14 protein-coding genes and 2 tRNA genes are annotated in these 14,793 nt (G+C 38.7%); 11 read left to right on the forward strand and 5 right to left on the reverse strand.

The features are described 5' to 3' along the window. Positions 1–39: 39 nt before the first annotated feature. Together BM291_RS22225 and BM291_RS06440 are read right to left on the reverse strand one after the other, a co-directional pair. Positions 40–219, reverse strand: coding sequence for a GIY-YIG nuclease family protein (locus BM291_RS22225; RefSeq protein WP_262481211.1), 180 nt, complete (start codon positions 217–219; stop codon positions 40–42). A gap of 42 nt (positions 220–261) precedes the next feature. Beyond that, positions 262–335, reverse strand: a tRNA-Met gene (locus BM291_RS06440). Positions 336–948: 613 nt separating this feature from the next. On the opposite strand from BM291_RS06440, the gene BM291_RS06445 reads away from it, so the two are divergent. From BM291_RS06445 to bshB1, 8 genes are all read left to right on the forward strand, one after another. Further along, positions 949–1,344 carry an START-like domain-containing protein gene (locus tag BM291_RS06445; RefSeq protein WP_092895505.1) on the forward strand — a complete coding sequence of 132 codons (396 nt, stop codon included), beginning with the start codon at positions 949–951 and terminating at the stop codon, positions 1,342–1,344. 72 nt (positions 1,345–1,416) lie between these two features. After that, complete coding sequence (locus BM291_RS06450; protein ID WP_092895507.1) at positions 1,417–3,207, forward strand: LptF/LptG family permease; 1,791 nt, start codon at positions 1,417–1,419, stop codon at positions 3,205–3,207. A 60-nt stretch (positions 3,208–3,267) separates the two neighbouring features. Next, a complete protein-coding gene (rpsO, locus tag BM291_RS06455; protein ID WP_057936311.1) occupies positions 3,268–3,543 on the forward strand; it encodes a 30S ribosomal protein S15 in 276 nt (91 codons plus the stop codon). 98 nt (positions 3,544–3,641) lie between these two features. Beyond that, entirely contained in the window at positions 3,642–5,762 is a 2,121-nt protein-coding gene (gene pnp / locus BM291_RS06460) for a polyribonucleotide nucleotidyltransferase (RefSeq protein ID WP_092895509.1), read from the forward strand. 88 nt (positions 5,763–5,850) lie between these two features. Further along, a complete protein-coding gene (locus BM291_RS06465) occupies positions 5,851–6,714 on the forward strand; it encodes a sigma-70 family RNA polymerase sigma factor (protein ID WP_057936313.1) in 864 nt (287 codons plus the stop codon). A 183-nt stretch (positions 6,715–6,897) separates the two neighbouring features. Further along, positions 6,898–7,842 (forward strand): thioredoxin-disulfide reductase, encoded by a 945-nt coding sequence (gene trxB, locus BM291_RS06470; RefSeq protein WP_092895511.1) that lies wholly within the window; start codon positions 6,898–6,900, stop codon positions 7,840–7,842. A gap of 9 nt (positions 7,843–7,851) precedes the next feature. Then, positions 7,852–8,895 (forward strand): peptidoglycan DD-metalloendopeptidase family protein, encoded by a 1,044-nt coding sequence (locus BM291_RS06475; RefSeq protein WP_092895513.1) that lies wholly within the window; start codon positions 7,852–7,854, stop codon positions 8,893–8,895. Positions 8,896–8,907: 12 nt separating this feature from the next. Continuing rightward, positions 8,908–9,627 carry a bacillithiol biosynthesis deacetylase BshB1 gene (gene bshB1, locus BM291_RS06480; protein ID WP_092895515.1) on the forward strand — a complete coding sequence of 240 codons (720 nt, stop codon included), beginning with the start codon at positions 8,908–8,910 and terminating at the stop codon, positions 9,625–9,627. Here bshB1 and pdxH read toward each other — a convergent pair whose 3' ends face one another. Continuing rightward, positions 9,628–10,260, reverse strand: a complete 633-nt coding sequence (gene pdxH / locus BM291_RS06485) for a pyridoxamine 5'-phosphate oxidase (protein ID WP_092895517.1) — start codon at positions 10,258–10,260, stop codon at positions 9,628–9,630. A gap of 102 nt (positions 10,261–10,362) precedes the next feature. Between pdxH and BM291_RS06490 the strand changes: the two genes are divergently transcribed. The 3 genes from BM291_RS06490 (at position 10,363) to BM291_RS06500 (ending at position 13,304) form a co-directional block, all read left to right on the forward strand. Then, a complete protein-coding gene (locus BM291_RS06490; RefSeq protein ID WP_092895519.1) occupies positions 10,363–10,932 on the forward strand; it encodes a YqgE/AlgH family protein in 570 nt (189 codons plus the stop codon). A 48-nt stretch (positions 10,933–10,980) separates the two neighbouring features. Continuing rightward, complete coding sequence (locus tag BM291_RS06495; RefSeq protein WP_092895521.1) at positions 10,981–13,131, forward strand: DUF349 domain-containing protein; 2,151 nt, start codon at positions 10,981–10,983, stop codon at positions 13,129–13,131. Between the two features lie 100 nt (positions 13,132–13,231). Continuing rightward, positions 13,232–13,304, forward strand: a tRNA-Thr gene (locus BM291_RS06500). A 59-nt stretch (positions 13,305–13,363) separates the two neighbouring features. Here the strand turns inward: BM291_RS06500 and BM291_RS21880 are convergent. Together BM291_RS21880 and BM291_RS06505 are read right to left on the reverse strand one after the other, a co-directional pair. After that, positions 13,364–13,621, reverse strand: a complete 258-nt coding sequence (locus BM291_RS21880; RefSeq protein ID WP_139229054.1) for a hypothetical protein — start codon at positions 13,619–13,621, stop codon at positions 13,364–13,366. 260 nt (positions 13,622–13,881) lie between these two features. Beyond that, positions 13,882–14,598: an SGNH/GDSL hydrolase family protein gene (locus tag BM291_RS06505; RefSeq protein ID WP_092895523.1), complete on the reverse strand. Its 717-nt coding sequence runs from the start codon at positions 14,596–14,598 to the stop codon at positions 13,882–13,884. Positions 14,599–14,793 lie beyond the last annotated feature (195 nt).

The following is a 14,793-nucleotide window of genomic DNA, read 5'->3' on the forward strand; positions in this document are numbered from 1 at the left end:
ACCTTTTCCCATTTTAAGTTCTTTTTCACGAATCAGAGCTTATTTTTTGCTTTTAAAGAATTCCACATGAATAACAATCCATGGTCTGTGTTTTAATGTGAACCCTTTGGTTGATTTAGAATTATGGAAATAAAATCTGGTGATAAGGTTTGAAGTCATACCAGTATAGGTCTTTCTAGAAGCTTGCGAATGAAGCACATAGACTAAAAATTCATCCATTAGTAAAAATAAAAAAAGGCTTCCGATTCCGAAAGCCTTTAGTAGCGAGAGGGAGATTTGAACTCCCGACCTCAGGGTTATGAATCCTGCGCTCTAACCAACTGAGCTACCTCGCCATTTATAATTTCTTTTTAACACTTCAATTAGGAAAATTAAACTCCCGTCTGACGCGCCTATTCGCCGTGGCGTAGCGGATATGAATCCTGCTCCCGATAACTATCGGGATACCTCGCCATTTATAATTTCTTTTTAACACTTCAATTAGGAAAATTAAACTCCCGTCTGACGCGCCTATTCGCCGTGGCGTAGCGGATATGAATCCTGCTCCCGATAACTATCGGGATACCTCGCCATTTATAATTTCTTTTTAACACTTCAATTAGGAAAATTAAACTCCCGTTTGAAGCGCCTATGCACCGTGGCTTAGCGGATATGAATCCTGCTCCCGATAACTATCGGGATACCTCGCCATTTATAATTTAATGTCGGTTCAATTACTTCAATGAGTTTCTAACCTAGTAGAAACATTTTTTGGGTATTGATTTTTGAAATTAATGCCTATATTAAAGCACGTTCGAGAATCAAATCACTTTGGTCGAGAATCGTATATTGTCAACCCCAGAAAACCTCCCTTTCGTAAGGGAATGCAAATATGAGGTCTTGTACTGTGAAATGCAAGTTGACGTTCTTTAAAAAAATGATTTTTTACATAGTGTAAAAGCGATTATCATGGTAAAAAACAAGTTTGTAGCTGATTATCAAATCAATGCCTCCAAAAAAATAGTTTTCCATTATTTAAGTACTGCGAGTGGATTAGAAGAGTGGTTTGCAGATGAAGTGAAAATAAACGAGGATAAGAACTATATTTTCAATTTCGACAGAGAAGATCATTATGCGCGACTAGCTTCTCAACGCAGTAATTCTCACGTGAAATTTGAATTTTACGATCCTAAAAACCCCGATGAGTCAGATCATGCATTTATAGAATTTAAATTGGAAGAGAATGATCTCACCCAAACCTTGTTTTTGAAAGTGATCGATTACTCTGATGGATATGATGATGAAGAACTAATTTCCATCTGGCATGGTCTAATAGGAAGACTCAAAGAAATTATTGGTGGGTAATCTCAATTGATTTTACCAAATTTGAACTTCAGCTCCAAGGCTGCCGTACTTGCCTTGTGAGCAGTTTGAATAATGAAGAAACTAGATAAACTTATACTTGGGTCATTTTTGGGCCCATTTTTATTGACTTTTATTGTCGTGGATTTCATCCTGTTGACCGTCAACATGCTGAAATACTTCGATGAGATTTTTGGGAAGGGTCTGAGTTTTTGGATCTATATGGAGCTGATTGGGTATTTTGTTATCAGTATATCTCCTATGGCACTGCCGTTAGCAGTATTGCTCTCCAGCTTAATGACCTTTGGAAATCTGGGTGAGCACTTTGAACTTACTGCAATTAAAAGTAGCGGAATATCCCTTTTGAGAGCATTACGTCCGATTGGAGTATTTGTGATTGTGTTAGCTTTTGGAGCATATCTTTCAAATAATTACCTAGTACCTAAGGTTAACCTTAAGACCTTCAGTTTGCTCTATGATATTCGGATGAAATCGCCTGCGTTGGATATAAAAGCTGGGGTTTTCTACGCAGGTATCCCAGGTTATAGTATCAAAGTCAATGAAAAAGTTGGTGAATTTGGGCTCAAAGACATTTTGATCTATGATCATTCCGATGGTAGAACTGGTAATTTAAAAGTGACTTTGGCTGATTCGGGTAGGATGGAACCGTTTTTCAATGAGAACTATATGAAGCTGTCCTTATATCATGGACAGAATTATAGAGAATCTAAACCAACAAGGGGGATTGTTGAGAAACCCGTTGAATTTGATAGGATATCTTTTGATACAAATGAAATTGTGTTTGACTTGAATAATACATTCAAGCTTAATCGGACAGCTGAAGATGCTTGGTCCACTAACAGATCTATTAAAAATATATCGCAAATTAAGGTAGGTCTGGATTCCATAGGAACATTGGTCAATGAGCAGCTCTTTAGGAGTTTTCAGGAAGCTGAAAGTATTTATCCATTTTTTACACGGGATAGAAAATTTAAACCTTCAGCAAAAATAGCCGAACGAAAATTTTTGGATGACTCCATTAGGATGGCAAAAATGAATAGGGAGAAAGAACTACTGGATTCTCTTGAACAGTCAAAAAATCTAGCACAAAAAGACACTTCATCGATTCTAGTTGATAAGCCTGAATCTCGGACACTGACTACAAATAGCGATTCACTAATCATTGATAAAAAAACTGTCACTATTTCTAATGAGGTTTCATCCAATGATTCATTATTTCTTAAACCTACTAGCAAAAATGAACAAAAGGTAGAAATTAAGCTCGCAGAGTTGGACACCAATCTCAATAGTAAAAAGCAAGTGGTCAAAGTAGAGCGAACCGCAGCTTTGACTGAAATGGAAAGAGAAAGAATTGACTCTCTTGTAGAGAATCGTGGCTATGAAAAGAGTGCAATCTCAATGGCCTTGACCAACTCTAGAAACCTTAAGAACTCATTTAATATCAAGATGAGCCAGATAGATAACTATCAAAGAGAATATAGAAGGTACCAAATAGCTTGGTATCAAAAATATACTCAGGCTTTCGCCTGCTTTGCGATGTTTTTGATAGGTGCTCCACTTGGGGCTATTATCAAAAAGGGTGGATTAGGTATGCCCGTATTGATTTCTATCATATTCTTCATCGTGTATTATATGTTGACGATAACAGGGGAGAAGTGGGCTAAAGAAGGTATTGCAGATCCATTATTTGGAACTTGGTTTTCCAATCTATGCTTACTTCCTTTTGGGTTGTTCTTTGTAAGGCAGGCTAGAAAGGATGCGAGATTGTTTGAGCCAGACTTTTATTTGGCGATTTGGAAGAGTATTAAGAATCGCTTCAAAGTTCTTGGCTCAAAAGCGCATTAACTTTTTACTTTCTCAGAATAAACCCTACCTTTGTGGTTGTTTTACAAAATTTAGCTAAACATGTATTTATCCTCAGAGATTAAAGAAGAGTTATTTAAGAATCATGGACGGTTAAAATCTGCTACTGACACAGGATCTCCTGAGTCTCAGATTGCCCTCTTTACACACAGAATCAAGCATTTGACTGAACATTTGAAGTCAAATAAGAAGGATCACTCCTCAAGACTTGGTTTATTGAAGCTAGTAGGTAAAAGAAGAAGCCTATTGGATTACCTTCACAAGAAAGAGATCGAGCGATACAGATCAATCATCGCCGAGCTAGGAATCAGAAAATAACCAATCTAGTAAGGTTCTCTTGAGTGAGAACCTTACTTTTTTATTTTTAAGGTTATAAGAACACTTTTATCACTAACGACGCAAACTAACAATCATTTATGTTACCGAACTTAATCACCAAGACCATCACCCTAGAAGATGGCAGAGAAATAACAATAGAAACTGGCGCATTGGCGAAGCAAGCTGATGGATCAGTAGTAGTGAAGATGGGAAAAGCTATGCTTTTGGCTACAGTAGTATCCAAGAAAGAAGCTGGAGAAGGGGTGGATTTTTTACCAATGTCTGTTGACTATCAAGAGAAATTTGCTTCCTCAGGAAAAATTCCTGGTGGATTTTTGAAGAGAGAAGGAAGACTTTCAGATTACGAGATTTTGATTAGCCGTATCGTAGATAGAGCTATTCGCCCAATCTTCCCAGATGATTACCATGCAGATACTCAGATTGCAATCACTTTAATCAGTGGTGATGAGGATGTGCTTCCAGATGCTTTGGCTGGTCTTGCTGCTTCTGCGGCTTTGGCTGTTTCCGATATACCTTTCAACGGTCCTATCTCTGAAGTTCGCGTAGCGAAAATCGATGGTAAGTTGATCATCAACCCAACTCCAACACAGTTGGCAACAGCATCTCTAGAATTCATCGTAGCAGGATCGCTTGACTTTATCCTTATGGTAGAGGGCGAAGCGAACGAGATCGAAGAGGAAGAGATGCTAGAAGCAATGCAATATGCTCATGAGGAGATCAAGAGACATTGCCAGGCTCAGATTGAGCTTACCAAACTTGTAGGTAAAGAAGTAAAAAGAGAATACTGTCACGAGAAGTCTGATCCGGCACTTTTCGATAAGATGAGAGCTGATGTTTACGACAAACTTTACGCTTCAGTAGGAAAGCAAATTGCCAACAAAACTGAGCGTTCTGCTTTAGTAAAAGAAATCAAAGAAGAATTCGTAGCTAGCTTAGGCGAAGATCACGGATTCGAAGCGAGCCTAATCGGCCCATATTTCAGCAAAGTCCACAAGGAAGCTGCTAGAAACTTGACATTGAATGAGAAGAAAAGATTGGATGGTAGAAAACTTGACGAAGTAAGACCTATCTGGTCTGTTGTTGATTACTTACCATCTGCTCACGGTTCTGCTGTGTTCACTAGAGGAGAAACTCAATCGCTTACCACTTGTACTTTAGGTACTAAGATGGACGAGATGATGGTGGACGGTGCAACTATCTCAGGTTACAACAAATTCTATCTTCACTACAATTTCCCTGGATTCTCTACGGGAGAAGTGAAAATAAATAGAGGTCCTGGAAGAAGAGAAGTAGGTCATGGTAACTTGGCGATGAGAGCTTTGAGAAAAGTTCTTCCTCCTGTTGAGCAGAATCCTTACACTATCCGTATCGTATCAGACATCCTGGAATCAAACGGTTCTTCGTCTATGGCTACGGTTTGTGCTGGTTCTTTGGCATTGATGGATGCAGGTATTCCTATCAAATCTGCCGTAACTGGTATCGCTATGGGAATGATCTCTGACGCGAAAACTGGTAAATATTCTATCCTTTCTGATATTTTGGGCGATGAAGATCACCTAGGAGATATGGATTTCAAAGTAACTGGTACTGCAAAAGGAATCACTGCTTGTCAGATGGACCTTAAAGTAGAAGGATTAGATTATTCTGTATTGAAAGAAGCTTTGCATCAAGCAAAAGCTGGTAGACTTCATATTTTGGACGAAATCACCAAAACTCTTGCTGCTCCTAAAGCAGAATTGAAGCCTCATACTCCAAGATCATTCATCATGATGATTCCTAAGGAATTGATCGGTGCTGTGATCGGGCCTGGAGGTAAAGTAATTCAGGAAATCCAGAAGGATACTGGAGCTACTATCGTGATCGAAGAGATCGACAATCAGGGTAAAATCAACATTTTCTCTGCTAACCAAGATAAACTTAATGCTGCGCTTTCGCGTATCAAAGCAATCGTGGCTCAGCCTGAAATAGGAGAGACTTATACAGGTAAAGTAAAAAATATTCAACCTTTTGGCGCCTTTGTGGAATTTATGCCGGGTAAGGATGGTTTACTACATATCTCCGAGATCAAGCATGAGCGTATAGAAACTATGGACGGTGTACTTGAGCCAGGAGAAGAAATACAGGTTAAATTGATCGATGTCGATAAGAAAACTGGCAAATTCAAGCTTTCTAGAAAGGCTTTATTGCCAAAACCATAAAAACCAGCACTGAGTGCATAAGGTTAATCGAAACATTTGATTAATTTGATTTTCTTAAACTATTAAATTTCACAAATCATATTCCTGAATGAGGCAGCTAAAGATTAGCAAACAGATTACCAACAGAGAAAGTCAATCCCTGGATAAATATCTTCAAGAGATTGGAAAAGTTGACCTGTTGACAGCAGACGAAGAGGTAGTTCTGGCCAAGAGAATTAGAGAAGGTGACCAATTGGCACTTGAAAAATTGACGAAAGCCAATCTCCGATTTGTTGTTTCAGTTGCCAAGCAGTACCAAAACCAAGGACTTTCTTTGGGGGATTTGATCAATGAGGGTAACCTTGGATTGATCAAAGCTGCACAGCGTTTTGATGAAACTCGTGGATTTAAATTTATCTCCTATGCCGTTTGGTGGATTAGACAATCTATCCTTCAGGCACTAGCGGAGCAGTCTAGAATTGTTCGTCTTCCATTGAACAGAGTAGGTTCATTGAATAAGATCAGCAAGACGTTCAGCGAGCTAGAGCAGAAATTCGAGCGTGAGCCATCTCCAGAAGAATTGGCTGAAGTGCTAGAAGTAACTGCAAATGAGGTAGTTGATACTATGAAAATCTCTGGTCGTCACGTATCTATGGATGCTCCTTTTGTTCAAGGTGAAGAAAATAGCCTTTTGGATGTATTGGAAAATGATGGAGACGAAAAGCCAGATGATGGTTTGATGAATGATTCCCTTCGTAAGGAAGTTCAACGAGCACTTTCCACCTTGACACAAAGAGAAGCTGATGTAATCACGCTTTACTTTGGATTGAATGGTGAGCATGCGATGACTCTGGAAGAAATCGGAGAAAAATTCAACCTTACCAGAGAGCGAGTAAGACAAATCAAAGAGAAGGCTATTCGCCGACTGAGACATACTTCCCGTAGTAAGACATTGAAACCTTACCTCGGATAAGCAAGCACACAAGTAGAAAGGGGGTTTTAGCCCCCTTTTTTATTTCATTATATTCTACCTTAGTATCAGAGTCTAGCTCAAATACTATTTCCTTAAGCCTAAAGCTTAGGGAATTTTAACAATATGCAACTTTGTTACTAAGTTAGGATTCATAAAATTTGCCCGATTTAATATATTCTATTAATGAATCCAGAAATTGAAAAAGTAAAAGTTTTGATCGTAGGATCAGGACCAGCAGGTTACACTGCAGCGATATATGCTTCTAGAGCAGGACTTTCTCCTGTTTTATATACTGGTGGACAGCCAGGTGGTCAGTTGACCATAACCAATGACGTAGAAAATTATCCAGGTTATCCTAACGGAGTAGCAGGGCCTGAGATGATGGAAGACTTTAGAAAGCAAGCTGAACGATTTGGAACTCAGGTACGATATGGCTTGGCAACTAGTGTGGATTTCAGCACTAAGCCTCATACTGTGATCATCGATGAGCAAATCACGATTCATGCTGATACAGTGTTGATCTCTACAGGAGCTTCAGCCAAATGGCTAGGCATTGAAAGCGAAACTAGATTGAACGGCAAAGGTGTTTCTGCCTGTGCTGTATGTGATGGTTTCTTTTTCAGAGGACAGGAAGTGGCGATTGTTGGAGCTGGAGATACAGCGTGTGAAGAAGCATCTTACTTGTCTAATATCTGTAGCAAGGTCTACATGTTGATTAGAAAGGATGAAATGCGAGCTTCACAGATCATGCAAAAGCGTGTGATGAATAATCCAAAGATTGAAATTCTCTGGAATACAGAAACGGATGAGATCCTTGGAGAGGAAGAAGTAAACGGCATAAGAATCTTCAATAATAAAACTGGAGAAAAATCAGAAATCGCTATTTCTGGCTTCTTTGTTGCTATTGGTCACGAACCAAACACCGGCATATTTAAAGATTATATTCATATGGATGATGCCGGTTATATCAAAACTATCCCAGGAAGTACCAGAACAAACGTTGAAGGCGTTTTTGCTTGTGGTGATGCACAAGACAATATCTACCGTCAAGCAGTAACGGCGGCAGGTACAGGCTGTATGGCCGCTTTGGACGCTGAACGATATTTGGCAGAGTTTGAGAATGATTAAACCCAATAAATGAGGTATTCGATCCTATTTGTAGTCTTTTGTTTAAATCTGAGCATTGGTGTGTTAAATGCCAATGCTCAAATTTTTCCAAAGATTATTAAGAAAAATAACAACACTCAATCCTCTACTGTAGGTCAGGAGAGGAAGAATATTGAACTCCGTTCATTCGATCAGGAGTCGTATCTCAAAACATTATCCTCGGTTACAGATTCCATTATTTTTGAAAATAATGTACACCTAGGAAGAGTTAGGTCCATTATCAGTGAAGATCAGAATATCATGATCTGGGCACCCACAAACCAGCTGATCAAAGTTTCCGAGCAAATACAAATAGACAGTATTTGGGTAACTGCCTACGAATATTACTCTGCGTGGGATTCCAACAAAATAGATATTTACAATTTCGACCCAAAGACCTTCAAAGACAGCGTTAATATTCAGCTGTACGATGAATTTTTCGGTTACAATTGGAAAATGCCTTTAGAAACTACGCCAGTGACATCTCCTTATGGGTATAGATGGAGAAGATGGCATTATGGGACAGATTTAGATCTTAATACAGGAGATCCCGTTTTCAGTGGTTTTGATGGAATTGTTCGTGTGAAATCATATGATAGATATGGTTACGGTTATTACATCGTAGTACGCCATAAAAATGGCCTAGAAACTCTCTATGGTCATTTGTCTAAGCAACTCGTTGATATAGGACAAGAGGTCAAAGCGGGAGATTTAATAGCATATGGTGGAAGTACAGGAAAGAGTACTGGTTCACATTTGCACTACGAACTGAGATACAGGGGATTAGCTTTTGATCCTCAAAAAGTTTATGACTTTTCTGACAATAAAATACTGAGTCAAAATTATTTAATAACTCCTGCTCTTTTTGGCAACATTGTTCAGGCTAGAACAAACGCTTATCATAAAGTGAAGAAGGGTGAAAATCTAGGTTCTATAGCACGTAAATACGGTGTTTCTGTAAGTTCGCTGACCAAATTAAACGGTATCTCAACTCGAACGATTTTAAAAATAGGACAAAACCTTCGGGTTAAATAGCCAAATTAGAAAATGACAAAGCTGGATATTTTAGTTTTTGCTGCTCATCCTGATGATGCAGAATTAGGTTGCTCTGGGACTATCGCTTCTCATATAGCAAAAGGTCACAAGGTAGGAGTGGTGGATTTTACTCAAGGTGAAATGGGAACCCGTGGTACTCCAGCCTTACGACTTGAAGAAGCTGAAACTGCTAGTAAAATATTGAATCTGTCCGCTAGAGAAAACTTAGGTTTTAAAGACGTCTATTTTCAAAATGATGAGGATCATCAATTGAAACTGATCGAAATGATCAGAAAATACAGGCCTGAAATCGTGTTGGCCAATGCAGTTTCGGATAGGCATCCTGATCATGGGAAAGGATCAAGTCTGGCAAGTTCAGCTTGCTTTATGAGTGGTCTTCGTAAGATTGAAACTCAAATGGATGGAGAAAATCAAGAAGCTTGGAGACCAAAATTTGTTTATCACTATATCCAAAATAATTACATTGAGCCTGATTTTGTAATGGATATCACTCCTTATTGGCAGACTAAAATTGACAGTATTTTGGCTTTTCAGTCTCAATTCTACGATCCATCTAGTGATGAGCCTAAGAGCTTTATTTCAGATCCGGAATTTCTTCCTTTTATCGAAGCTAGAGCTAGGGAATTTGGACACAAAATTCTAGTTAAATATGGTGAAGGCTTCACCGTAGAACGAATGATAGGAACTGATGATCTTTTTGACCTGAAATAATCAGGGCGCTAGTCTATCGATAACCCATTCACCTTCATGTAGCTTGTATTTGATTCTATCATGGAGTCTGCTAGGTCTTCCTTGCCAAAATTCAATTGTAGAAGCCATGAGTCTATAACCACCCCAATGTGGTGGTCTAGCCATTTGCTTTGCTTCGAATTCTTTCTCTACATCTACCTGTTTGCTGCTCAAATCATCTCTAGAAGTGATTATTTGGCTTTGTGGAGACACCCATGCCCCAATCTGTGAACCAATTGGTCTTGAGAAAAAATAGGTGTCAGATTCCTTTTCGCTAACTTTTTCTACAAATCCACGAACTCTTACCTGACGCTCAAGCTCAGGCCAGAAAAAAGTCAATGAGGCTGAATTGTGCTTTTCCAATTCCTTACCTTTTTCACTTTGATAATTTGTGAAAAACACGAATCCAGAATCAATTCCTTTCAATAATAAAATTCTAGCATTGGGAATGCCATCCAATCCAATTGTTGAAACAGTCATTGCATTGACTTCCAGAACTTCAGCATTTATTGCCTCATCAAACCAAGACTTAAATTGAGCTATTGGATCTAGGTTTACATCACTGATGTCCAGCGATTTAATTGTATAATCTTTACGTATTGCTGAGATATCCATAGTAGGTTGTTGATCAAGAAAATCTTATGGATAAAAGTACCATAGGCATTGCATTTAAAAAATTATGATCTATATTTTTCAAGAATTTAGATTTTGAGCAGAATGAATAAAGATGAACAGCGTAATCCTAAAGCCGGTGATCTTCTAATTTCCGAACCATTTTTGCAGGACGAGAATTTCGTTCGCTCTGTGGTTCTGCTTTGTGAGCATTCAGAAGAGGGGAGTTTTGGGCTAATTATTAATAAACCATCGATCCTTAAACTGGGAGAGCTCGTTGAAGCGCTAGACTTTTTGGATAAAGATATATTCGTAGGTGGACCTGTAGAGCAGAATACTCTGCATTTCATATACTTAGGAGAAAAGGCTTTAGATGGAAGTATCTCCTTAGGCGAGAATATTTGGTGGGGCGGTGATTATGAATCTTTGGTAGAAAAACTTAAGCTCGGGCTCTTTGACCCAGAGTCAGTTCGCTTTTTCTTAGGATACAGTGGTTGGGGCGCAACGCAATTGGATGACGAGCTATCAGAGGATACTTGGATTATATGTAGGGAAAACCTTGGAGAGAAAACATTTGATTTTACACCTGAAGAACTCTGGAGAAACTTGCTTAAAAATATGGGAGGGGAGTTTAAGGTAATAGCAAATTATCCACTAGATCCAAGATTAAATTAGGCAAAATCCCTACTTTTGCTCATATTGCCGCCTAATAGTACTGTTTTTATGACTGAGAAAAGTAATGATTTGTCCGACAAGGACAAGGTGACTCAAGCCTCCAATTCTGAAGAGGTAAAGGGTATCGAAAATGAAACTAATTCTGAAGCTAACAAAGAAACTGTAGCCGATCAGGACAGCAAGACTGAACCTGAAATAGAATCCACTACTTCAATTGAAAAAGTACCTGTGGAATCTGAGCCTACAGAAGCTAAAGAAACTAGTGAAGAGGTAACCGATGAAACGCCTTCCGAAGAACTTGAAGCTGCAGAGAGCGAATCGCCTGCCAATGCTGAAGAAACTCCAACCCCATCTGAAAATGCTACCGAAGAGGTAGTTTCCGAAGATAAAACAGAAGAAGAGGCAGCCTCTTCCGAGACTGTTGAAGCTTCAAATACTGATGAGGATGAAGCTACAGAGGAGAATGAGGAGGAAGATGAACATCATGATGAAGAGATTGATGTCACTGTGCTATCTAAAATAGAGCTAGTAGCTTTACTCAAAAGTAAAGTAAAACAAGATAATATTTATAGAATCGATAAGCTAGTCCATGAAATCAAGGCAGCTTTCGATGAATACACCCATAAGGAAAAGGCCGAAGCTTTGGAGAATTTCAAGGCCGAAGGTGGAGTAGAGGATGATTTTGACTTCCGTCCAAGTGATGAGGAGAAAGAATTCAACACCTATTATTACGAATACCGTCATCAGCTTGGAGCGCTTCGCAAAGAAGCAGAGAAGCAGAAGGAATCCAATTTTACAGCTAAAAATGAATTGCTTAATAAACTCCGCGATTTAGTTGATGGAGAAGAAACGACGCTTAGTATGGCTACTATCAAGGGCCTACAAGAAGAGTGGAAAAGCATAGGACCAGTTCCTCCAGCACAAAACAGAAGTTTATGGGCGAGCTACAATGCCTTGATGGATCGCTTCTACGATAATAGAAGCATCTATTTTGAGCTTAAAGAACTTGATCGTAAAAAGAATCTTGAAAGCAAATTAGAGCTTGTTGGCAAGGCAGTAGCATTGAAGGATGTAAAAGACCTTAAAGATGCTATCAAAGCCTTGAATGACCTTCATGAAGAGTTCAAACATATTGGCCCCGTTCCTAGAGATGAGCAGGAAGCTTTGTGGCAAAAATTCAAAGGAGCATCTGATGCAGTTTATGACAGAAGAAAGGACTTCTATGAAGGCCAAAAAGAGGTATTCAAAGTAAATCAAGATCAGAAAGAAGCTTTAATAGAAGCTTTGAAACCATTTGCTGATTTCAAAGCAGATAGAATCCGTGATTGGAATATCAAGACTAAAGAGATCTTAGAAATTCAGAAGAACTGGGAGAAAATAGGACCAGTGCCTAGAGAGTCAGGCAAAGATGTTAACAAGGCATTCTGGGCAGCTTTCAAACAATTTTTCCATGGTAAGAATTTATTCTTCAAAGAACTCGATGAAATCCGCGCTACTAACCAGGCAAAAGCGGAGGACTTGATCACTAAAGCGGAAGAGCTAAAAGACAATAAGGATTGGCAGAACACTTCTAATGCTTTGGTGAAGCTGCAGCAGGAATGGAAGAAGCTAGGACCTACACCTGAGAAAAGCAGAGATAGTCTTTATAAGCGCTTTAAATTAGCTTGTGATACTTTCTTTGACAACAGGAGAGACTCTAATAAACAAGAGAATGCTGAGTTCGAAGAGAACCTTGTAAGCAAGCAAGAGATTTGTAAGAAACTGACAGAAGCTGCTGCCAATGAAAATGTTTCTGAAGAAGAACTATCAAAATTTGTTAGTGAATTCAATGACCTTGGTTTCGTACCAAGAAAATCTATGAAAGAGATTCAGGCTCAATTTAAAACAGCCGTTGATCTTTACTTAGAAAAATTGAGTCCAGATGGAGCCGGAAGAGAAGACTTCCTTTTCAGATTAAATCTGAATAGACTACAGTCGGATCCGAACGCAGTGAAAACTCTTAATAAGAAAGAGCATGGTATTCGCAAGCAAATTTCTGAATTGGAGAATAACATCACCTTGTGGAAAAACAATTTGGAATTCTTTGCTGCTTCTAGAACTGCAGATAAATTGAAAGATCAGTTTGATCTAAAGATCCAAAAAGCAGAAGAAGAGGTCGAAAAACTGAAAAGTAAGCTGTCAATTATAAGGGAGTTTTAAATTTTTCTCACTCAGAATAAGGAAGATAGGATTTTTCTTTTCTGAGGGTTTGGAGCGAATAAAGTGAACCTCTATATTTGCATCACCAATACGGAAAAAAGCCTCCTTAGCTCAGCTGGTAGAGCAACTGACTTGTAATCAGTAGGTCATTGGTTCGATCCCGATAGGAGGCTCAAAAAGAGAAACAGAAATGTTTCTCTTTTTTGGTTTTAGGGCATTTTTTATTCCAGTTCTAAATCTGAATTTCCTTATCGATTGTGGCTTCGGATATTTCAGCAACCATCATAAGGAATATGGAGATGCCTAGGCAACTGAAAAAAGTAATAAAGAATGAGTTGATAGTCGCGTCCTTATATATCCTCATAATGAAGGGCGTTAGGAAAACAATTAAGGCAACTAGTTTTAAAACTTTAGCGCCTATGGATATTGCAGGATGATATTTTGGATTGATCCGCAAATTGGAAGGAAGGTAATTTCTTTTGCTTTTCATGATTACTTTGGGTTTAACATATTAAGAAATCCGAGCTACTGACAGAAAACCATGTAGAATGATGAATTCCTTTGCTTAATAAGATAATGTTTATTCCTTAAATAATCTGTCTCGTGAAATATTATTTCGATATGCTACGGGTGCAAAAACTAAAAAGCTCCTTACATAGAAAAAGTAAGGAGCTTTTTAATGTGATCGAATGAAAGATGTGCTAATCTGCCTTTTTATTAACTTGTTTTAAGTGAAGCTATGCTTGCCACTTATTTTGGCCAGGCTAGAAAAGCTACTTGAAGCTCTCCCAGTCTTTCGTAACCAGTCGCATTCATATGGATTGGGTCGGTGTAATAAAGATCTTTGTTATAAACGCTATAACCGCCTAATGTGAACTGATCCAAGTAAGGAAGACCATGAAGTTCACAGATTCGTTTTTGCATCGCCACATAGGCTTGCATTCCGTTTTCTGCGAAAGGATCATAGGCTCCTCTGTCATTAAATGCTTTACTGGAAGTGAAAAAGTAGATCTGTGCTTTTGGATTGAGCTCGTAGATCTTTTTGATACAATAGTTGATGCCACCTGCCTGCGTGATAAGCTTGCTTTCGTCAAAACCATCGAATTCAGTATAGTCGGTATAGCTACCCACATCCCGCTTATTGGTGTAGTCATTGGTTGAAGCCCAAAGAATGTAGATATCAAAGACTCCAGCTTCATCTACCTGCTGCTGAAGAGATTTTCCTTGAAGTGAAGAAAAACCTGCCCCGCCCACACCGTAATTGGTAATACGCATTCCTAGTTGTTCCTTCCACATTACCTTGGCAATGTCACTAGCGGGAATTACAGACACCGATCCTCCAAAAACAGCCACTGACTTACCGTAATTAGACGAAGCTTTCAATGCTATTCCCTCTAGGTTTTGAGCAAAAGCCTGAGTACACAGAAAGGCAAATAGAATAATTAGATAGTTCTTGATTCCACTCATCGTTTGTTGCTGTTTAATAGGTTGAAGTAAAATGAATTAATTTGATAATAATACACCAGTATGGTTTAGTGATAAATTATAGATTCCAATCAAATTTAAGGCTAGGAGCTCTTGAAAGCTATTAAGGCTGATTACTAGTCGTAGAAGACAACTTAGTTTATCGAAAATATCTAATCACATAATTTGAGTATTCAG

The organism is Algoriphagus aquimarinus (genome assembly GCF_900112005.1).
GTDB lineage: Bacteria > Bacteroidota > Bacteroidia > Cytophagales > Cyclobacteriaceae > Algoriphagus > Algoriphagus aquimarinus.